This is a genomic window from Achromobacter xylosoxidans A8 (assembly GCF_000165835.1).
In the GTDB taxonomy this organism is placed as follows: domain Bacteria; phylum Pseudomonadota; class Gammaproteobacteria; order Burkholderiales; family Burkholderiaceae_B; genus Achromobacter; species Achromobacter xylosoxidans_B.
Genome location: NC_014640.1, coordinates 773,713 through 790,942 on the forward strand (window position 1 = coordinate 773,713; position 17,230 = coordinate 790,942).

The 17,230-nt window shown below is 67.1% G+C and carries 19 protein-coding genes; 8 read left to right on the plus strand and 11 right to left on the minus strand.

The window, feature by feature from the left end:
* Window positions 1-86: 86 nt before the first annotated feature.
* From AXYL_RS03605 to AXYL_RS03615, 3 genes are all read right to left on the minus strand, one after another.
* A complete protein-coding gene (locus AXYL_RS03605; RefSeq protein ID WP_013391472.1) occupies window positions 87-998 on the minus strand; it encodes a dihydrodipicolinate synthase family protein in 912 nt (303 codons plus the stop codon).
* 303 nt (window positions 999-1,301) lie between these two features.
* A complete protein-coding gene (locus AXYL_RS03610; protein ID WP_013391473.1) occupies window positions 1,302-2,189 on the minus strand; it encodes an alpha/beta hydrolase in 888 nt (295 codons plus the stop codon).
* A gap of 38 nt (window positions 2,190-2,227) precedes the next feature.
* On the minus strand, window positions 2,228-3,115 hold the full coding sequence (locus tag AXYL_RS03615; protein ID WP_013391474.1) for a LysR family transcriptional regulator: 888 nt from the start codon (window positions 3,113-3,115) through the stop codon (window positions 2,228-2,230).
* A gap of 98 nt (window positions 3,116-3,213) precedes the next feature.
* On the opposite strand from AXYL_RS03615, the gene AXYL_RS03620 reads away from it, so the two are divergent.
* Window positions 3,214-3,618, plus strand: coding sequence for a CidA/LrgA family protein (locus AXYL_RS03620; RefSeq protein ID WP_013391475.1), 405 nt, complete (start codon window positions 3,214-3,216; stop codon window positions 3,616-3,618).
* On the plus strand, window positions 3,608-4,300 hold the full coding sequence (locus AXYL_RS03625; protein ID WP_013391476.1) for an LrgB family protein: 693 nt from the start codon (window positions 3,608-3,610) through the stop codon (window positions 4,298-4,300). Before AXYL_RS03620 ends, AXYL_RS03625 begins: the two co-directional genes overlap by 11 nt.
* 8 nt (window positions 4,301-4,308) lie before the next feature.
* Here the strand turns inward: AXYL_RS03625 and AXYL_RS03630 are convergent, their stop codons facing one another.
* On the minus strand, window positions 4,309-4,953 hold the full coding sequence (locus tag AXYL_RS03630) for a LysE family translocator (protein ID WP_013391477.1): 645 nt from the start codon (window positions 4,951-4,953) through the stop codon (window positions 4,309-4,311).
* Window positions 4,950-5,873 (minus strand): DMT family transporter, encoded by a 924-nt coding sequence (locus tag AXYL_RS03635; RefSeq protein WP_013391478.1) that lies wholly within the window; start codon window positions 5,871-5,873, stop codon window positions 4,950-4,952. Before AXYL_RS03635 ends, AXYL_RS03630 begins: the two co-directional genes overlap by 4 nt.
* Window positions 5,874-6,067: 194 nt before the next feature.
* Here AXYL_RS03635 and AXYL_RS03640 point away from each other — a divergent pair, with 194 nt between their 5' ends.
* The 4 genes from AXYL_RS03640 (at window position 6,068) to fusA (ending at window position 10,813) form a co-directional block, all read left to right on the plus strand.
* A complete protein-coding gene (locus tag AXYL_RS03640) occupies window positions 6,068-7,480 on the plus strand; it encodes a PLP-dependent aminotransferase family protein (RefSeq protein ID WP_085947831.1) in 1,413 nt (470 codons plus the stop codon).
* A gap of 41 nt (window positions 7,481-7,521) precedes the next feature.
* Window positions 7,522-7,866, plus strand: a complete 345-nt coding sequence (locus AXYL_RS03645) for a TIGR01244 family sulfur transferase (RefSeq protein ID WP_013391480.1) — start codon at window positions 7,522-7,524, stop codon at window positions 7,864-7,866.
* Between the two features lie 100 nt (window positions 7,867-7,966).
* A complete protein-coding gene (locus tag AXYL_RS03650; protein WP_013391481.1) occupies window positions 7,967-8,431 on the plus strand; it encodes a universal stress protein in 465 nt (154 codons plus the stop codon).
* A 270-nt stretch (window positions 8,432-8,701) separates the two neighbouring features.
* Window positions 8,702-10,813, plus strand: a complete 2,112-nt coding sequence (gene fusA, locus AXYL_RS03655) for an elongation factor G (protein ID WP_013391482.1) — start codon at window positions 8,702-8,704, stop codon at window positions 10,811-10,813.
* A gap of 18 nt (window positions 10,814-10,831) precedes the next feature.
* Here fusA and AXYL_RS03660 read toward each other — a convergent pair whose 3' ends face one another.
* Window positions 10,832-11,788, minus strand: coding sequence for a DMT family transporter (locus AXYL_RS03660; protein ID WP_013391483.1), 957 nt, complete (start codon window positions 11,786-11,788; stop codon window positions 10,832-10,834).
* 244 nt (window positions 11,789-12,032) lie between these two features.
* Between AXYL_RS03660 and AXYL_RS03665 the strand changes: the two genes are divergently transcribed.
* Window positions 12,033-12,503 carry an Lrp/AsnC family transcriptional regulator gene (locus AXYL_RS03665; protein WP_013391484.1) on the plus strand — a complete coding sequence of 157 codons (471 nt, stop codon included), beginning with the start codon at window positions 12,033-12,035 and terminating at the stop codon, window positions 12,501-12,503.
* A gap of 119 nt (window positions 12,504-12,622) precedes the next feature.
* On the opposite strand, the gene AXYL_RS03670 is transcribed toward AXYL_RS03665, so the two are convergent.
* Complete coding sequence (locus AXYL_RS03670; protein ID WP_013391485.1) at window positions 12,623-13,432, minus strand: alpha/beta fold hydrolase; 810 nt, start codon at window positions 13,430-13,432, stop codon at window positions 12,623-12,625.
* A gap of 128 nt (window positions 13,433-13,560) precedes the next feature.
* Between AXYL_RS03670 and AXYL_RS03675 the strand changes: the two genes are divergently transcribed.
* Window positions 13,561-14,058: a YbaK/EbsC family protein gene (locus AXYL_RS03675; RefSeq protein WP_013391486.1), complete on the plus strand. Its 498-nt coding sequence runs from the start codon at window positions 13,561-13,563 to the stop codon at window positions 14,056-14,058.
* Window positions 14,059-14,075: 17 nt separating this feature from the next.
* On the opposite strand, the gene AXYL_RS03680 is transcribed toward AXYL_RS03675, so the two are convergent.
* The 4 genes from AXYL_RS03680 to pal all read right to left on the minus strand — a co-directional run bounded on the left by AXYL_RS03680 (window position 14,076) and on the right by pal (window position 17,201).
* Window positions 14,076-14,885 (minus strand): ABC transporter ATP-binding protein, encoded by an 810-nt coding sequence (locus AXYL_RS03680; RefSeq protein ID WP_013391487.1) that lies wholly within the window; start codon window positions 14,883-14,885, stop codon window positions 14,076-14,078.
* On the minus strand, window positions 14,882-15,925 hold the full coding sequence (locus tag AXYL_RS03685; RefSeq protein ID WP_013391488.1) for a FecCD family ABC transporter permease: 1,044 nt from the start codon (window positions 15,923-15,925) through the stop codon (window positions 14,882-14,884). Before AXYL_RS03685 ends, AXYL_RS03680 begins: the two co-directional genes overlap by 4 nt.
* Window positions 15,925-16,614: a tol-pal system protein YbgF gene (gene ybgF / locus AXYL_RS03690; protein ID WP_013391489.1), complete on the minus strand. Its 690-nt coding sequence runs from the start codon at window positions 16,612-16,614 to the stop codon at window positions 15,925-15,927. Before ybgF ends, AXYL_RS03685 begins: the two co-directional genes overlap by 1 nt.
* An 86-nt stretch (window positions 16,615-16,700) precedes the next feature.
* Window positions 16,701-17,201 carry a peptidoglycan-associated lipoprotein Pal gene (pal, locus tag AXYL_RS03695; protein WP_013391490.1) on the minus strand — a complete coding sequence of 167 codons (501 nt, stop codon included), beginning with the start codon at window positions 17,199-17,201 and terminating at the stop codon, window positions 16,701-16,703.
* Window positions 17,202-17,230 lie beyond the last annotated feature (29 nt).

Consider the following 17,230-nt stretch of genomic DNA (forward strand, 5'->3'; position numbering starts at 1 on the left):
TCCGTTAGGCTTGCGGGAGGACAGGCCCTGGCGCGTCGCGGCTCCGCCACGCGCCAGGAGGTTCGTGCTTCTTCCGGAGCCCGGCCTTACTTCGACTGGTACTGCGCGGGGCGCTTGGCCAGCGAGGCCTGGATGATGGCGGCGCAGCGTTCGCGCTCGGCCCCGACCAGCGGCAGGCGCGGACGGCGCACGTGCTCGTTGCCCACCCCGGCCAGCGTCTCGGCCAGCTTGATGTTCTGCACCAGCTTGGTCGACACATCCAGGTGCAAGAGCGGCGTGAACCACTGGTACAGCGCCAGCGCTTCCTGCCACTTGCCGGCCTTCATCAGGTCGTACAGGGCCACGGTCTCGCGCGGAAAGGCGGTCACCAATCCCGCCAGCAGGCCGTCGGCGCCCAGCGCCAGCGCTTCGAACGACAGGTCGTCCACGCCGATGAACAGTTGGTAGCGGGTGCCCAGCGCGTTGCGCAGGTCGGTCAGGCGGCGCACGTCGTCGCTGCTTTCCTTGATGGCGACCAGCCACTTGCAGTCGGCCAGTTCGACCATGTGCTCGGTCTTCAGGTCCACGCGGTAGGCGACGGGGTTGTTGTAGATCATGCAGGGCTTCTGCGCCGCTTCGGCCATGGTGCGGATGCTCTGCATCGCTTCGCGCGCGTCCGCTACGTAGATCAGCGAAGGCATCAGCATGAAGCCGTCGACGCCCAGTTCCACGGCGGCCTTGATGAAACGCAGCGCCTCGCGGGTGCTGGTTTCCGATACGTTGGCCAGGACAGGAATGCGGCCCGCGCTGACTTCAACCGCGCAGCGCGTCACTTCCAGCTTTTCTTCCAGGGTCAGGGTGCTGGCTTCGCCCAGCGAGCCGCAGGTGACCAGGCCGTGTACGCCGTTATCGATCAGGAAGCCGAAGTGCTTGCGCATCGCCTCGAAGTCGAGGGTCTCGTCGGCATGGAACTTACTCGTTACGGCAGGAAAGACCCCCTGCCAAAGCACGTTACTCAACTGGCTTCTCCTCAAGATGCCGTCGCTTCAATGGCGGAGCGGCGAGCAGGAGCAAAGTCTAATATCTAGTAAATATATTTAGAAGATATTTTGATTTGGGGATTTCCCGGGGCGGGCCAACCCGGGGCGGGTCATCCCGGAGGGGGGGGAGGCCGGCCGGGGTGGGATTTCGCAAGGGGCGTATGTTCGGGGCGGAGCCTGCCCAGCGCGCGCATTTTCGCGGGATGGGCAGGTGTACGGGAAACGCGCTATTGGCGCGTGCGGGCAGGGCCGGCTAAGAGCCCGCCGCGCCGGTTCGGGCCGTCAGCCCGCCTTGCGCGGATACGCGCGGCTCGCGTCCTGCATGAAGGCCTTCACGGCGGTCTCATACTGCGCGCCGCTGCGGAAGGCTCCCGAGTGCGTGGCGCCTTCGATCTTGACCAGGCGCTTGAGCTCGGGCGCGACATTGCTGGCGGCGGCGTAGAGTTCATCGCTCATGGTGTGGGGCACCACGCGGTCGGCGGTGCCGTGCATGAACAGCATGGGGGTGCGCATGCGCGCCAGCTTTTCCACCGAGGCGAACGGCTGTGTGACCAGCAGACTGGCGCCCGGCACTTTGCCCCAACGCAGCGTGCCCAGCATCGCGCCGATGCTGGTGAAGCTGGACTCCACGATCAGGCCGGCGAACGCCGGCTGCTCAGGGCGCGCGGCCAGGTCGATCGCGATGGCGCCGCCCAGGCTGTGGCCGTAGATGAAGCGGCGAGACGGATCGGGCTGGATCCGGGCCAGTTCCTTCAGCCCGGCCACGGCATCTTCCAGCGCGCTGTCCTCGGACGGCAGGCGCGGCGTCGACGCGCCGAAGCCGCGGTAGTCGATGGCCAGCACGGAATAGCCCATGCGGGTCCAGCCGTCGATGCGAAAGGCGCTGCCGTTCAGGTTCCAGCGCGCGCCGTGCAGGTACAGCACGGTGGGCGCGCCGGCTTGCGGGCTTTGCCAGTACCAGGCGCGCACCTTGTCGCCGCCGGCCAGCGTCAGGTCGTAGACCTGGGTGCCGGCGGCGGGTTCGCGCCACCAGGTCTGCGGTTCGGACTGGGGAGAGAAAATCGTCTGCCGCTGCCAGGAATCGAGTTGGCTGCAGCCAACCACGCTGGCGCCGGCAAGCAGGGCAACGGCGAACAGGCGGCGGGGAGAGAGGCGGGGTAGGGCGGGCATGGAGTGTCTGACCCGGGCGAGGCGGCTGGGTTCCGGCATCAGCATACTTCGGGATGGACTTCTCGCGTCAAGGCCAGCCAGGCCTGGGCGGCATGCGACAGGTAGCCGCCGCGGCGCCAGACCAGCACCATTTCCCAGTCCGTGCCGGCATCGCGCAGCGGCACGCGCGCCACGCCCGCGTGCAGTTCTTCGCGGGCCTTCAGGCGCGGCAGGAAGGCCACGCCCAGGCCGGCCGCCACCAGCGCCACGATGAAATCGATCTGGCCGCTGCGCGCGGCAATGGTGGGCGCGAAGCCGGCGCGCTGGCAGGCGTCGTGGAGGATGCGGTTCAGGGCGAAGCCAGTCTCGAACAGGATGAACGGCGAGTCGCGCAGTTCGCCCAGTCCCACGGTTGCGGCGCGCGCCTTGGGATGGTCGGCGGGCATCAGCGCCACCAGCGGTTCGCGCGCCACCGGCTGCCACTCGAAAATGTCGGGCACCGGCTTGAGCGAACCCGCCAGCTCGATCTCGCCGGCCATCACCATTTCCTCCAGGCGGCGGCTGCCGTGTTCCACCAGGCTGATCTCGATCTGCGGGTAGCGGCTGCGAAAGCGCGCGAACATGGGCGCGAACAGGGTGCTGCTGCCCAGCGGCGGCAGGCCCAGCCGCAGCACGCCGCGCTTGAGCCCCTTCAATTCGTCGAGTTCGGCGTACAGGTCGTCGCGCTGCGTCAGCATGGCCACGGCGCGGCGGTAGACGATTTCGCCGGCGGCCGTCAGCCGCGGGGGCTGGGCGTGGCGGTCCAGCAAGGGCATGCCCAGCTCGTCTTCCAGCTGGCGCACCGCCTTGCTCACGGTGGGCTGGGTGGCGAAGACGGTCTTGGCCGCCTGGGAAAAGCCGCCTTGGCGCACGACCTCGACCAGGGCGCGCAGGGGACGCAGTTCCATGGTTATGCCTTTTTGGAATGGGATGGATTCGATGAATTCATTTTATCTATGGGCGGCCCGGGCGTAAAACATCTACTTGCCGCTGGAACTTCCATTCAATGTCTCGCCCACGCCTCATCATTCTTCTACGCAGCCGGCTGCGCCGCAGCCGCGTGCTGCAGATCTGCCTGCTGATCCTCTTTTCCCTGCTGGGCCAGGCGCTGGCCCAACTGCTGGGCCTGCCCGTGCCGGGCGGCGTCATCGGCATGGCGCTGGTGCTGCTACTGCTGGCCACGCGCCGCCTGCGGGTGCGCAATGTGCACCGCGGCGCCAGTTGGCTGCTGGGCGAGATGCTGTTGTTCTTCGTGCCCGCCGTCATGTCGCTGCTGGATCACCGCGAATTTCTCGGCCTGCTGGGGCTGAAGTTGCTGGCCGTCATCCTCCTGGGCACGGCCTTGGTGATGACCGGCACTGCGCTGACCATCGATCTCTGCTACCGATGGATGAACCGCCATGCCGGCTGATTTCAACCTGTGGTTCTGGCCCGCCGCGACCGTGCTGGCCTACGTCTGTGCGCGCCTGTTCTACCGACGCTTCGCCTGCTGGTGGACGTCGACACTGGTGGTGGCGCCCGCGTTGCTGCTGACGCTGGCGATTGCGTTGCACACCGGCTATCGGGAGTACATGGCGGGGTCCCACTGGCTGATGGCGATGCTGGGACCGGTGATCGTCGCGTTTGCGCTGCCCTTGTACGAGCAGCGCGCCTTGATCCGCCGCTACTGGCCGGTGCTGGTGGCTGGCGTGGCGGTCGGCAGCCTGATCGCGGGCGTCAGCGCCTGGATGCTGGGCAGCCTGCTGGGCTTGTCGCCGGACCTGCGCCTGAGCCTGCTGCCGCGCTCGGTGGCCACGCCGTTCGCGGTGGCGGTGTCGTCGCACGTGGGCGGGGTGCCGGATCTGACGGCTGTCTTCGTGATCGTCACGGGCGTATTCGGCGCGGCCATCGGCCAGCTGATGCGGCGCTGGCTGCCGCTGCGTTCGGCCTTGGCGCGCGGCGCGCTGTTCGGCATGGGCGCGCACGGCGCCGGAACGGCCAAGGCCCGCGAACTGGCGGCCGATGAAGGCGCCGTCGCGGGCCTGGTGATGGTGATGGCGGGCTTGTTCAACGTGCTGGTCACGCCCGCCGTGGTCGTGGGGCTGCTGGCCTGACGGCCGCGTCAGTGCAGCATTTCCAGCGCCACCGGATACAGCGAGGCCACCAGCAGCAGCGCCATGCCCACATTGAAGGCGCGGATCGCCCAGGGCTTGTGCAGCACGCGGCGCAGCGCCGTGCCGAAGGTCACCCAGATGCCGATGCTGGGCAGGTTGACGACGCCGCAGACGATGGTGGCGATGACCAGGTTGGCGAAGAAGCCGTTCTGCGGCGTGTAGGTCGCGATCACGCCCACGGCCATGACCCAGGCCTTGGGGTTGACCCACTGGAAGGCAGCGGCCTGCAGAAAAGTGAAGGGCTTGCCGCGCGCCTCGCCGTCGTCCATTTCGCCCGAATTCGCGATCTTCCAGGCCAGGTACAGCAGATAGGCCGCGCCGGCGTACTTCAGCACGGCGTACAACTGCGGCACCTGCTGGAACACCGAGCCCAGCCCGATGCCTACCAGGAAGATCATGAAGGTAAAGCCCAGGTTCACGCCCAGCAGGTGCGGCACGCTGCGGCGGAAACCGAAGTTCAGGCCGGAGGAGGCCAGCATCACGTTGTTGGGGCCGGGCGTAATCGAACTGACCAGCGCGAACATGGCCAGCGGGCCCAGCAAGGACAGGGACATCAGGGGCACGTCGGCCCAGTTGGAGGGGAACGGATTCATTTTTTGGTCCTGACGATGGCGCGGCGTCCGCCGGCGATAACGGCGATCACGGCAGCGGCGAAGACATACGTCGCCGGTTCCACGGATTCGCCAAACAGCATTGCGGCCGCCACCACCGTCAGGAACGGCTGCAGCAACTGCACCTGGCCGACCCGGGCGATGCCGCCCACGGCCAGGCCGCGATACCAGGCAAAAAAGCCCAGGAACATCGAACCCAGCGCCAGATAGGCGCAGGCATAGATTACCGAGGCCGTGGGCCAACTGGCCTGCTGCGCCGCCATCCAGCCGACAGGCGCCGCCACCACGGGTGCGCTGATCACCAGCGCCCAGCAGATGGTGCGCCCGCCGCCCAGCGTGCGGGAAGCGCGCGCGCCTTCGGCGTAGCCCATGCCGCCCAGCACCACGGCCAGCAGTAGCCAGAGGTAACCCGTCTCCAGCGTGCCGTTGCCTTGGCGCAAGGCGTAGGCCGTGACCAGGGCGGCGCCCAGTACAGCCCAGGCCCAGAAGCCGGGAGAAGGGCGTTCGCCGCTGCGCAACGCGGCAAACGCCGCGGTCGACAGCGGCAGCAAGCCATTGAACACCGCGCCCTGCGCAGCGGGTACGGTCTGCATGGCGAGCGAGGACGCCAGCGGCCAGCCCACCACGATCCCGAGCGCGGCCAGGATCACGCCAGGCCACTCCTGGCGGTTCGGCCTGCGTGCGCGGGTCAGCCAGAGCACGGCGACGGCTGGCACGGCCGCCAGCAGGGCGCGGCCCAGCCCTACCAGCAGCGGCGCCAATTCGGCGACCGCCAGGCGGGTCATGGGCAGCGTCAGGGAAAAGACCAGCACCCCCAGAAAACCATAGCCGTAGCCCTCCCAAAGCGCAGCGGGCGCGGCGGGCGCGCCTTGGGATGTCGGATAGAAAGCGGGACGGGTCATCACAGCCACCAGGGAATGGGAACGCCGCGGGCATCGCGCCCGTCCGCTCTTGCGGGTTTCCGGCATTGCTGTCACTCTACGCATAGTTATCGGTACAGTACCGGTACACTTTTGCATATCACTTTAATCACTGGCCTGGTGAAATTCCCATGACAGTTGCTTCCGCCGCGACCCCCTCCATGCCCTGGCAGCCCGTGCGCCAGGCCGACGCCACCCTGGTGGCGCAACTGGCCGACGGGCTGGCGCGCCGCATCGACGAACAGGGGCTGCGTCCCGGCACCCGGCTGCCGTCGATCCGCAAGATGGCGGAACAGTCAGGCGTCAGCCGCTTCACGGTGGTCGAGGCCTACGACCGGCTGGTGGCCAGTGGCCTGGTGCAATCGCGCCGCGGTGCAGGGTTCTTCGTGCGGGCGCGCAGCGGCCAGTTGGCGGCGGTCGCCAGCGCGGCGCCCGTGGCGCTGACGCCGCCTGCCCGCATCGACGTCGCCTGGCTGCTGCGCAGCATGTTCCGCGACACCAATCCCTCAGGCATGCCGGGCGGCGCGGGGCTGCTGCCGGCGGACTGGCTGGATCCGGAGATGGTGGCGGGGGCGGTGCGCGCGGTGGGGCGTTCGGTGCGCGGACACCTGGTCAGCTATGGACATCCGCAGGGCTTTGCGCCGCTGCGCCAGCAGATCGCCGCCTTCCTGCAGAACGACGGCGTGCCGGCGCACCCGGAACTCAATCTGCTCACCACCAACGGCGTCACGCACGGGCTGGACCTGATCGCGCGGCACCTGGTCAAGCCGGGCGACACCGTGCTGGTCGAAGATCCCGCCTGGTTCGTCATCTTCGGCCGCCTGGCTGCCTTCGGCGCGCGCCTGATCGGCGTGCCGCGCGGCCCCGACGGCCCCGACACGGCGCTGCTCGAACAGTTGGCGGCCCAGCACAAGCCCAAGCTCTTCATCATCAACAGCTCGGTGCACAATCCCACCGGCCACCGGTTGTCGGCCGGCGTCGCCTACGACATCCTGCGCATCGCCGAACGCCACGATTTCCTGGTGGTCGAAGACGACACCTACGGCGAACTGCACCCTGGCGGCGCCATGAAACTGGCCGCGCTGGACGGCCTGAAACGGGTGATCCTGGTAGGCGGCTATTCCAAGATGCTGGCCGCCAGCCTGCGCGTGGGCTACCTGGCCGCGAATCCCGAGATGCTGCAGAAGCTGGCGGACCTGAAGATGCTGGCCGGCCTGACCTCACCCGAACTGGGCGAGCGCGTCATCCACCGCGTGCTGATGGAAGGTCAATACCGCCGCCACATCGAGCGCGTGCGCCTGCGGGTGGACGACGCCCGCCAGCGTTGCCTGAAAGGGCTGCTGAAGCTGGGGCTGACCGTGCCGCACGAGCCGCATGCGGGAATGTTCGTCTGGGCTGACTATGGCCGCGATACCGAGGCGCTGGCGCGCGTGGCGGCGGATCACGGCATGTTATTGGCGCCGGGCACGCTATTTTCCCCGTCACAGGCGCCTTCGACCATGCTGCGCTTTTCGGTCACCATCGTCGATCATCGCGGCGTCTGGACCGATCTGGAAAAAATCTTCGCGCAAAACGCCTCCAGCAATTAATAATAGAGAGCTATCTCGTTGACGCCATTGAAGGAAACGCCATGTCCGCACCCATCAAGCCCCTGACCCAGAATTTCGCCGTCGCGCCGCAGCTCGGCCCGGACGACATGGCGGACGTCGCCGCCGCCGGCTACAAGAGCGTCATCATCAACCGTCCCGATTTCGAAGGCGGCCCGGACCAGCCCACCGCCGCGGACGTGTCCAAGGCCGCGCTGGCCGCCGGCCTGCAGATCGAGTACCAGCCCGTGGTGGGCAGCGCCATGACCTCCGCCGACGTGGTGCGCTTCGCCGAGTTGCTGCGCACCCTGCCGGGCCCGGTCCTGGCGTATTGCCGCACCGGCACGCGCTGCACCAATCTGTTCGCCGCTGCTCAGCAACTGGGCTGAACGCGCGCTTGACGCGCGTCAAGGCGCGCCGGGTTCCGTTGATGTGAACCTGGCGCGTTTCCGGTAGCATGGAGGTACCTCACAGACAGGAGCAGGCAAGATGTTCAAGAAGATCCTGATTCCCACCGACGGTTCTCCGCTCTCGGCCCAGGCCGCCAACGCCGGTATTTGCTTCGCGCGCTCCGTGGGCGCTGAAGTCGTCGCCCTCTACGTGACCCAGCCTTTCGCTGCCACTATCGGTTTCGACGGCATGGCCGCCGCTTACGCCATCACCGACGAAGACTACGAAAAGGCCTCCGCCGAGCAGGCCGACAAGTACCTCAAGCAGATCACCGATCGCGCCGACACCGCCGGCGTGAAGTCCGAATCGCGCGCCGTGTCCAACTTCAACGTGGCCGACGGCATCGTGCAAGCCGCCGCCGACGCCGGCTGCGACCTGATCTTCATCGGCAGCCACGGCCGCAGCGGCCTGTCGCGCCTGCTGCTGGGCAGCGTCACCGCCAAGGTCCTGTCGCTGGCCAGCACGGCAGTGCTGGTGTATCGCGTCAAGGAAGAAAAGAAGTAGCCTGCCCGCATCAGCCGCCGCGGAACGCTCTACGGAGTTGCCCCAGGCTGGCGCATGGCGAACGAGCCCCTCCTGATGGAGGGGCTTTTTTTATCCTTGGCCCTTGCAGGGACTAGGCTTGTTTCTTGCCGCGCCGCGCGTAATATTTGTGAATCAGTGCGGGCGCGATTTCGCCATTCTCAAGCACCCTACGCGGCATGGCGCCCGCCGCGGCAAGGCCCGGTCGGGCTTGCCGTCTTCGCCCGGTAGTTCACTGCAAGGGAAGAGGCCATGACTCGCAAGACGCGTATCGAGCTATACCGCAATATCGGCATCAGCGCCCATATCGACGCGGGCAAAACGACCACCACCGAGCGCATCCTCTTCTACACCGGCATCACTCATAAAATCGGCGAAGTGCACGACGGCGCCGCCGTGATGGACTGGATGGAGCAGGAGCAGGAACGCGGCATCACCATCACGTCGGCCGCCACCACCGCCTTCTGGAAGGGCATGGCGGGCAATTATCCCGAACACCGCATCAACATCATCGACACGCCGGGCCACGTCGACTTCACCATCGAGGTCGAGCGTTCCATGCGCGTGCTGGACGGCGCGGTCATGGTCTATGACGCCGTGGGCGGCGTGCAGCCGCAATCCGAAACCGTCTGGCGTCAGGCCAACAAGTACAAGGTGCCGCGCCTGGCCTTCGTCAACAAGATGGACCGGGTCGGCGCGGATTTCCTGCGCGTGCAGCGCCAGATCGCCGAACGCCTGAACGGCGACGCGGTGCCCATCCAACTGCCGGTGGGCGCCGAGGACCATTTCGAAGGCGTGATCGACCTGGTCAAAATGAAGGCCATCATCTGGGACGAGGACAGCCAGGGCGTGCGTTTCGAGTATCGCGACATTCCCGCCGACATGCAGGCGCAAGCCCAGGAATGGCACGACAAGATGGTGGAAAAGGCGGCGGAAGCCAACGAAACCCTACTGGAGAAATACCTGTCCGGCGAAGCGCTGACCGAGGACGAGATCAAGCAGGGCCTGCGCATGCGCACGGTCGCCAACGAAATCGTGCCCATGCTCTGTGGCAGCGCGTTCAAGAACAAGGGCGTGCAGGCCATGCTGGACGCGGTCATCGACTACATGCCTTCGCCCGTTGATGTGCCCGCGATCAAAGGCCACGACGTGCGCGACCACGAAATCGAACGCCATCCCACCGACAACGAACCGTTCTCGGCCCTGGCCTTCAAGATCATGACGGACCCCTTCGTCGGCCAGCTGGTGTTCTTCCGTGTCTATTCGGGCGTGGTGAAGTCGGGTGACTCCGTCTTCAATCCCATCAAGGAAAAGAAGGAGAGGCTAGGCCGCATCCTGCAGATGCACGCCAACGAGCGGCGCGAGATCACCGAGGTCTACGCGGGCGACATCGCCGCGGCCGTGGGCATCAAGGACGTCACCACCGGCGACACGCTGACCGATCCGGCCCACATCATCATCCTGGAACGCATGGTGTTTCCGGAGCCCGTGATTTCCCAGGCCGTGGAGCCCAAGACCAAGGCCGACCAGGAAAAAATGGGCATCGCGCTGGGCCGCCTGGCGCAAGAGGACCCGTCCTTCCGCGTGCGCACCGACGAGGAATCCGGGCAGACCATCATCTCCGGCATGGGCGAGCTGCACCTGGAAATCCTGGTCGACCGCATGAAGCGCGAGTTCGGCGTCGAGGCCACCGTGGGCAAGCCCCAGGTCGCGTACCGCGAAACCATACGCAAGGCCTGCAACGAGGTCGAAGGCAAGTTCGTCAAGCAATCGGGCGGGCGCGGCCAATACGGCCACGTGGTGCTCAAGCTGGAGCCGCAGGAACCCGGCAAGGGCTACGAATTCGTCGACGCCATCAAGGGCGGCGTGGTGCCGCGCGAATTCATCCCGGCGGTCGACAAGGGCATACGCGAAGCGCTGAATGCGGGCGTGCTGGCGGGTTACCCGGTGGTGGACGTGAAGGCGACGCTGTTCTTCGGGTCCTATCACGATGTGGACTCGAACGAGAACGCCTTCAAGATGGCGGGCTCGATGGCCTTCAAGGAAGGCATGCGCCGCGCGGATCCGGTGCTGCTGGAGCCCATGATGCACGTCGAAGTGGAAACGCCCGAGGACTTTACCGGCAACGTCATGGGCGACCTGTCGTCGCGGCGCGGCATGGTGCAGGGCATGGAGGACATCGCCGGCGGCAGCGGCAAGCTGGTGCGGGCCGAAGTGCCGCTGGCCGAGATGTTCGGCTATTCGACGTCGCTGCGTTCGCTGACCCAGGGGCGCGCGACCTACAGCATGGAGTTCAAGCACTATGCCGAGGCGCCGCGCCAGGTGGCGCAGGAAGTGATGGCGGCCCAGGGCGCCGGCCGCTGAGTCCGAGAGTCGTGCGTGTCAGGCGGGGGCGGCGGCCGTGGGCGCCGCCGCGCGCATGCGCGACGAAGCCAGTTTCACGCCCAGCAGGATCATCACAAAACCGTAGGCATGGAACAGCTGCGGGGCTTCGCCCAGCAGCGGCCAGGCCAGCAGCGCGGCATAGACCGGCACCAGGAACATCGATAGTCCCGCGGTGGCCGGGCCGGCCTGGCTGATCAGGCGGCCATACACGTAGTACGCGCCCAGGCTGGGCACCACCGCCAGGAACAGCAGCACTGCCGCCAGGCGCGGATCGCCCCAGGGCGGCGTGGCGCCAGCCGCGGCCTCGATGGCGGCGAAGGGCGCCAGCGCCAGCACGCCGCCCAGCATCAAGGTCGCGAGCCGCGCGCTGTCGGGCACCGCAGGCAGGCGCAGGCGCTTTTGCAGCACGGTATAGAGGGCCCAGCCGGTGGCGGCCAACAACACCCAGAGGTCGCCCTGGCCGAAAGCCAGCCGCGCTAATGTCTGCGCGTCGCCGCGCGCCAGCACCACCAGCACGCCGCCCAGGGCCAGCGCCAGTCCCGCGCCGCGCAGGGCGGACAGCGGCTTGCGCCAGATGACGGCCTCCAGCAGCGCCACCAGGATGGGGCTGCAAGAAAAGATCAGGGCGATGTTGGTCGCGCTGGTGCTCTGCGCGCCGATGTATTGCGGAGCCACCGCCACGCCCATGCCCAGCACCGCCAGGGGCGCCAGCGATGGCAAAGCGCGCCACAGCGTCTTGCGGTGCGCGCGCAGGGCGGGCGCGGCCAGCGGCAACAGGATCAGCAAGGCGATCAGCCAGCGGCCGAAAGCCAGGAAGACGGGGGGAAGGTTGGTGTCATGAGCCCAGCGGGCTGCCACCATGTTGGAGGCGAATAGCGCCGGAGCGGCGAAAAGCATGGCGGTGCCGGAGAGGCCCAGGCCGGTTCTTGCGGGTGCTGCTGCTGCGAGAGACATGGTTTCCTGCCGCGCGGATCGGCGCGCGGCGTGCTGCGTTGATGCTGCCGGCGCCTGCGCCGGGTTATGCCGCAGCGTGGACGCCGAAATCGGACGGCCGGGATAGGTGGCTGCCTTGCAGGAGAGTCTACGGGCAGGAAAGCAAAATAGGTTTCCTGATTCACGCCTTATTGGCGGAATTTGGAAAATATCTATCTTGTAAAATTGTTTTTTTAAGAGATATTATCTTCAGATCAAACCCGCCATGCCCACACCCCCCAAGATCGACGAAACCGACCGCAAGATCCTGCGCGCCTTGCGTGCGGACGGACGCCTTACCAATCTGAAGCTGGCCGAACAAGTGGGGCTGTCGCCCACGCCCTGCTGGAACCGGGTCAAGGCGCTGGAAGAGGCGGGCGTGATCGAGGGCTACGCGGCTCTGCTGAACCAGAAGGCGCTGGGTTTGCCGGACACCGTCATGATCGAGGTGACGCTGGAGCACCACGACGACGACACCCTGGCGCGTTTCGGCGAAGAAATCACGCGGCTGCCAGAAGTGGTCGAGGCCTTTCTCGTGACGGGCGAGTACGACTATCTGATCAAGGTGGCGGTGGCGGGAACCGAAGGCTACGAGGAATTCCTGCGCAAGCGGCTGTACAAGCTGCGTGGCGTGCGGCACAGCCGTTCTACCTTCGTGTTGCGGCGTCTGAAGCACACGCCTTCGGTCGAGCCCTAGCTCAACCCCCAAGCGTGCACCCTCGCTCGAGCCCTAACGCGACGCCCAAAAGCGCATTGTCGGACGCGCCCAGCCAGGCGCACTCTCGGCCGGACTCCGGCACTCGGCCGGGCACCGGCTCAGCCGCCGATGAACGTCTCGATGGCCCCGTTGAAGGCGCGGGGATTGCCCAGGTTCATGCCGTGCGACGATCCCGTGATCGTCACGCGCTGCGCTTGCGGCAGCCACTGCGACAGGGCGTCCAGCACGGCCGGGTAGGGCGCGGGGCTCAGGGCGCCGCCGATCAGCAGGGTCGGCAGCTTCAGCGTGCCGATCTGCGCCGGCGTCAGCGCTTCGGGCTTTTCCTCGGCCTGCCCGAACAGCGTGCCGACGTTATCGCGCACCATCTCCTTGAACCACGGCACCATGCGCTGCCAAGTGTCGGGTCCGGTCACGGTATCGACGAACAGCGCCAGGCCCGTTTCGATCTCGCCGTCGCGGATGAGGGCCAGCGCGCGCTGGCGAAAGCCGCCGCGCTGGTCGTCGTCGCCCGGCAGGGGCAGGCCGGGGTCGGCCAGGGTCAGGCTGCGTAGCGCGCCGGGCTGTTGCAGCGCCGCTTCCAGCGCCACGCGGCCGCCGCGGGAATGGCCCACCAGATGGGCCGGTCCGCCGGCCACGGTATCGATGAACTCCAGCACGTCATTGGCATGTTGCTCGATCGAAAAGCCTTCGCCCTCGCCGTCCCAGGTTTCGGGCCAGTAGCGGCGCAGGCACACCGCCAGCACGCGGAACGACTTGCCCAGCGGCGCCATCTGCGACTTCCAGTAGCGGCAGTCGGACAGGGAGCCATGCACCAGCACCATGGGCGCGCCGCTGCCGTACTCGGTGTAGGACATGGCGTAGCCGCCGATCAGCGCGGTTTGCAGGGGCAGGACGGGTTCGGAACGCATGGGTGTCGTATGGGAAAGCCAGGTCCGCATTCTAGCCCGCTGGCGTCTGCCGGCGGCGCTGATAAACTCGTTTCCGACCTGCCGGCGCGCTGTCCGCGCCGGCTTCGCACCACTACGGAGCCGCCCCGATGTCCCCTGAGTCGCTTGCCGCCTTGCCCGAATCCGCCCAGCGCGTCGCGCGCCTGCTGCTGGAGCTGGGCCATGACAAACCCGTGGTGGTCCTGCCGCAAACCGGCAAGACCTCGGCGGAAGCGGCGGCGGGGCTAGGCTGCGAGGTTGCGCAGATCGCCAAGTCCATCATCTTCCGGCGCGCCACGGACGACGCTCCGGTGCTGGTCATCGCCAGCGGCGCCAACCGCGTGGACGAGGCCAAGGTGGCCGCGCAGGTGGGCGCGCTGGCCAAGGCGGACGCGAAATTCGTGCGTGACATGACCGGCTATGCGATCGGCGGCGTATGTCCCATCGGCCATGCGGTCAAGCCGGTGATGCTGCTGGACGCGGACCTGTTCAACTACGACAGCCTGTGGGCCGCGGCGGGACATCCGCATGCGGTGTTCAACCTGACGCCGCGGCAACTGGCGGATATGACTGGCGCGCCGGTCGTGGATGTGGCCCTGCGCGGCTGAGTCCGCGCCCGCCACAATCAGTGCGGGTGCGTGTCCAGGCCGTCGATCAGCACTTGCCGCAAGCCGCGCGAGCAGGTCTCCACCCGCCCTTCGACGCCGTACACGGCCGCCAGCGAGGCCGGCGTGATCACGTCCGCCGGCAAGCCTGCGGCATGCAGCCCGCCTTTATGGATCATGACCGCGCGGTCGGCGTGCTGCAGCGCCACGTTCAGGTCATGCAGCACGATGACGCTGATCAAGCCATGCTCCCGGGTCTCCTGCCGCAGCAGCCGCATGACGTGGAACTGATAGTTCAGGTCCAGCGCCGACAGCGGTTCGTCCAGCAGCAGCACGCGCGGATGCCGGATCAGCGCCTGCGCCAGTCCCACCAGTTGCTTCTGTCCGCCGGATAGCGAATCCAGGTACTGCAAGGCCAGATGGGCAATGCCCAGCCGTTCCAGCAGGCGGTCTATGGCCTGCATGTCCACCGGCGTGGCCAGGCCGTCGCCGGCCTTGGCCGCCACCAGCACGGACTCGAATACCCGCAGGTGCACGGCGGCGGGCAGGCCCTGGGGCAGGTAGACCACATGACGCGCGCGCTCGCCGAAGCTCCGGCGGACCAGGTCCCGTCCATCCAGCGCCACGTCGCCAGCGCGCACGCGTATCAGGCCGGCCAGGGCCTTGAGCAGCGTCGATTTGCCGCTGCCGTTGGGGCCCAGCAAGGCGGTCACCTGGCCGGCTGCCAGTTCGGGCAGTGACAACTCATGCAGTACGTCCGCGCGGCCGTAGCCGGCCGTCAGGCCGCGCACGGCCAGGGCAGACGAGGGGGCAGTCTGGAGCGCGGTCATGGCATGCGCCGGCGCAGCACGACAGACGCGAAGAAGGGTATGCCGACCAGGGAGGTCACGATGCCGATCGGCACGATCACGCCGGGCATGAGATTCTTGGAAGCGATCGACGCCAGCGACAGGATCACGGCGCCCACCAATGCGCTACCCGGCAGGAAGAACCGGTGGTCCTCGCCGAACAGCCGTCGCGCAATGTGCGGCGCGACCAGCCCGATGAAGCCGATGGTGCCGACAAAAGCCACCGCCAGCGCCGACAGCAGGCTGACCCGGGCCAGCGCCGCAACGCGCACCCGGCGCACGTCCACGCCGAAACTCGCGGCGCGGTCCTCGCCCAGGCGCAGCGCCGTCAGTTTCCAGGATTGGCGCATGGCCAGCGGCAGCGCCAGGGCGAAGGCCGCCGCCAGCACGGCCACGGTGATCCAGCTGGAGCGCGACAGGCTGCCCATGGTCCAGAACACCAGGTTCTGCAGCGCTTCGGCGCTGGCCATGAACTGCACCAGCGATACCAGGGCATTGAAGGTGAACAGCATGGCGATGCCGAACAGCACCACGCCCGACGTGTTCATGCCGCCCCAGCGGGTTACCGCATCCAGCATCAAGGCCGCCAGCAAGGCGAACAGGAAGGCATTGCCCGCCACCAGCCAACCGGCGGGGATGCCGGGCACGCCGAGCTGCAGCACGATGGCCAGCGAGGCCCCGAAAGCGGCGGCTGAAGACACGCCAAGGGTGAACGGGCTGGCCAGCGGATTGTTCAGGATGGTCTGCATTTCGGCGCCCGCCATCCCCAGCGCCATGCCGACCAGCGCGGCCATCAGCGCGGACGGCAGACGGATGTCCCACACGATCACGCGGGTGGTCGGGTCGGCGGCGGCGGGGCGGGTGAGCGTCTGCCAGAGCTCGCCCCAGGGCAGGCCTGACGGACCCACCGTGAAGTCGGCCAGCAGCGCAATGAAAAGCGCCGCCAACAGCAGGGCGATAAGCCCTGCCCGGCGGCGCAGAATGTGCCGGTAGGCGGCAACCGCGTTCGCGGTTGGCGGCATTACTGCAGCAGCTGCAGACGGCTCTTGGCCGTGCTCGCGGCCGGCGTGGTCGGATAGTCGCGGACGATGCGTTGCAACGTGGTCTTGGCGCCGGCGCGGTTGTTCATTTCGATCTGGCTGCCGGCGATGACCAGCAGGGCGTCCGGCGCGCGCGCGTTGTCCGGGGCCTTCTGCACCATGGCGTTCAACTGTTCGATGGCGCCCTTGAAGTCCTTCAGCGCGTAGCGGCTGCTGCCCAGGTAAAACTGGGCGCTGGGCGCAAGCTGGCTGGCAGGGTACAGGGCGGTGAAGGCGGCCAGCGATTCGGACGCTTCCTTGTATTGGCCCTTGCGGAACAGGTCGATCGCGCCATCATAGGCCGCTTGCTCCTGGGGATCGCCGGCGGAGGCTCCCGGAGGATTGGCGCTGCCAGCAGCACCGCCCGGCTTGGCCGAAGGCTGCTGGCGCGACACCAGCTCCAACTGGTCGCGCAGTTGGGCGACTTCCTGCTGCAGAGCCTGAATCTGGTCGGCCAGTTGCAGCTTGGCGCGCTGGCTTTGTTCGTTCTGCTGCTGCACCTGTTGGCGCAAATCCAGGATGGCCCGGCGGGCTTCATCGTCGGAAAAAGCGTGGGCGGGCGCCGCCAGGGCCGCCAGTACCAAGCCGGTGGCCGCAATCAGAGGACGCAGGGACAGAACGTTATCGCGCATGAAAATTCCCGGGTATAAAAACAAACGTCGGGACGGCCGGTTGACCGTCCCGACGCGTGGTAGGGCTCTAGACTATACGAAAAAGCTTAGCGGCGATAAACGATATCGGCGCGGCGGTTTTCCGCAAAGTCGGCTTCCGACGTGCCAGTCGACTTCGGCTTTTCTTTACCGAAGCTGATGGTTTCGATCTGGTTGTCGCTGACGCCCAGCAGGGTCATCATGCGGCGCACGGCGTCGGCACGGCGCTGGCCCAGGGCCAGGTTGTATTCAGCGCCGCCGCGTTCGTCGGTGTTGCCTTCGATCTTGATGGTCTGCTGCTGATGCGAGGCCAGGTACTTGGCGTGGGTTTCGACCAAGCTGCGGTACTGGTCCGACACCGTGTAGCTGTCGAAGTCAAAGTACACCGAGCGCTGTTGCGCCAGGATGCTTTGGGGGTTGAAGGGATCAAGGATCTGGCCAGAGGCCGAGGATCCTTGGCCAGCGCCTCCGCCCTGACCCGCTTTATCGTCGAGAGGGACGGAGCTGCAAGCTGCCAGGGCGGCAGCCAGAGCGGCGATGGTTAGGCTTTTGGCAATGCGCGACTTCATGATAGTTCCTTTGCAAAGAGAGTCACACG

What these genes read in the sequence shown, in the direction of transcription:
- AXYL_RS03610 (WP_013391473.1), bottom strand. Translation starts at nt 2,189, where the DNA reads ATGCCCGCCCTACCCCGCCTCTCTCCCCGCCGCCTGTTCGCCGTTGCC.
- AXYL_RS03615 (WP_013391474.1), bottom strand. Translation starts at nt 3,115, where the DNA reads ATGGAACTGCGTCCCCTGCGCGCCCTGGTCGAGGTCGTGCGCCAAGGC.
- AXYL_RS03620 (WP_013391475.1), top strand. Translation starts at nt 3,214, where the DNA reads ATGTCTCGCCCACGCCTCATCATTCTTCTACGCAGCCGGCTGCGCCGC.
- AXYL_RS03625 (WP_013391476.1), top strand. Translation starts at nt 3,608, where the DNA reads ATGCCGGCTGATTTCAACCTGTGGTTCTGGCCCGCCGCGACCGTGCTG.
- AXYL_RS03630 (WP_013391477.1), bottom strand. Translation starts at nt 4,953, where the DNA reads ATGAATCCGTTCCCCTCCAACTGGGCCGACGTGCCCCTGATGTCCCTG.
- AXYL_RS03635 (WP_013391478.1), bottom strand. Translation starts at nt 5,873, where the DNA reads ATGACCCGTCCCGCTTTCTATCCGACATCCCAAGGCGCGCCCGCCGCG.
- AXYL_RS03645 (WP_013391480.1), top strand. Translation starts at nt 7,522, where the DNA reads ATGTCCGCACCCATCAAGCCCCTGACCCAGAATTTCGCCGTCGCGCCG.
- AXYL_RS03650 (WP_013391481.1), top strand. Translation starts at nt 7,967, where the DNA reads ATGTTCAAGAAGATCCTGATTCCCACCGACGGTTCTCCGCTCTCGGCC.
- fusA (WP_013391482.1), top strand. Translation starts at nt 8,702, where the DNA reads ATGACTCGCAAGACGCGTATCGAGCTATACCGCAATATCGGCATCAGC.
- AXYL_RS03660 (WP_013391483.1), bottom strand. Translation starts at nt 11,788, where the DNA reads ATGTCTCTCGCAGCAGCAGCACCCGCAAGAACCGGCCTGGGCCTCTCC.
- AXYL_RS03665 (WP_013391484.1), top strand. Translation starts at nt 12,033, where the DNA reads ATGCCCACACCCCCCAAGATCGACGAAACCGACCGCAAGATCCTGCGC.
- AXYL_RS03670 (WP_013391485.1), bottom strand. Translation starts at nt 13,432, where the DNA reads ATGCGTTCCGAACCCGTCCTGCCCCTGCAAACCGCGCTGATCGGCGGC.
- AXYL_RS03675 (WP_013391486.1), top strand. Translation starts at nt 13,561, where the DNA reads ATGTCCCCTGAGTCGCTTGCCGCCTTGCCCGAATCCGCCCAGCGCGTC.
- AXYL_RS03680 (WP_013391487.1), bottom strand. Translation starts at nt 14,885, where the DNA reads ATGACCGCGCTCCAGACTGCCCCCTCGTCTGCCCTGGCCGTGCGCGGC.
- AXYL_RS03685 (WP_013391488.1), bottom strand. Translation starts at nt 15,925, where the DNA reads ATGCCGCCAACCGCGAACGCGGTTGCCGCCTACCGGCACATTCTGCGC.
- ybgF (WP_013391489.1), bottom strand. Translation starts at nt 16,614, where the DNA reads ATGCGCGATAACGTTCTGTCCCTGCGTCCTCTGATTGCGGCCACCGGC.
- pal (WP_013391490.1), bottom strand. Translation starts at nt 17,201, where the DNA reads ATGAAGTCGCGCATTGCCAAAAGCCTAACCATCGCCGCTCTGGCTGCC.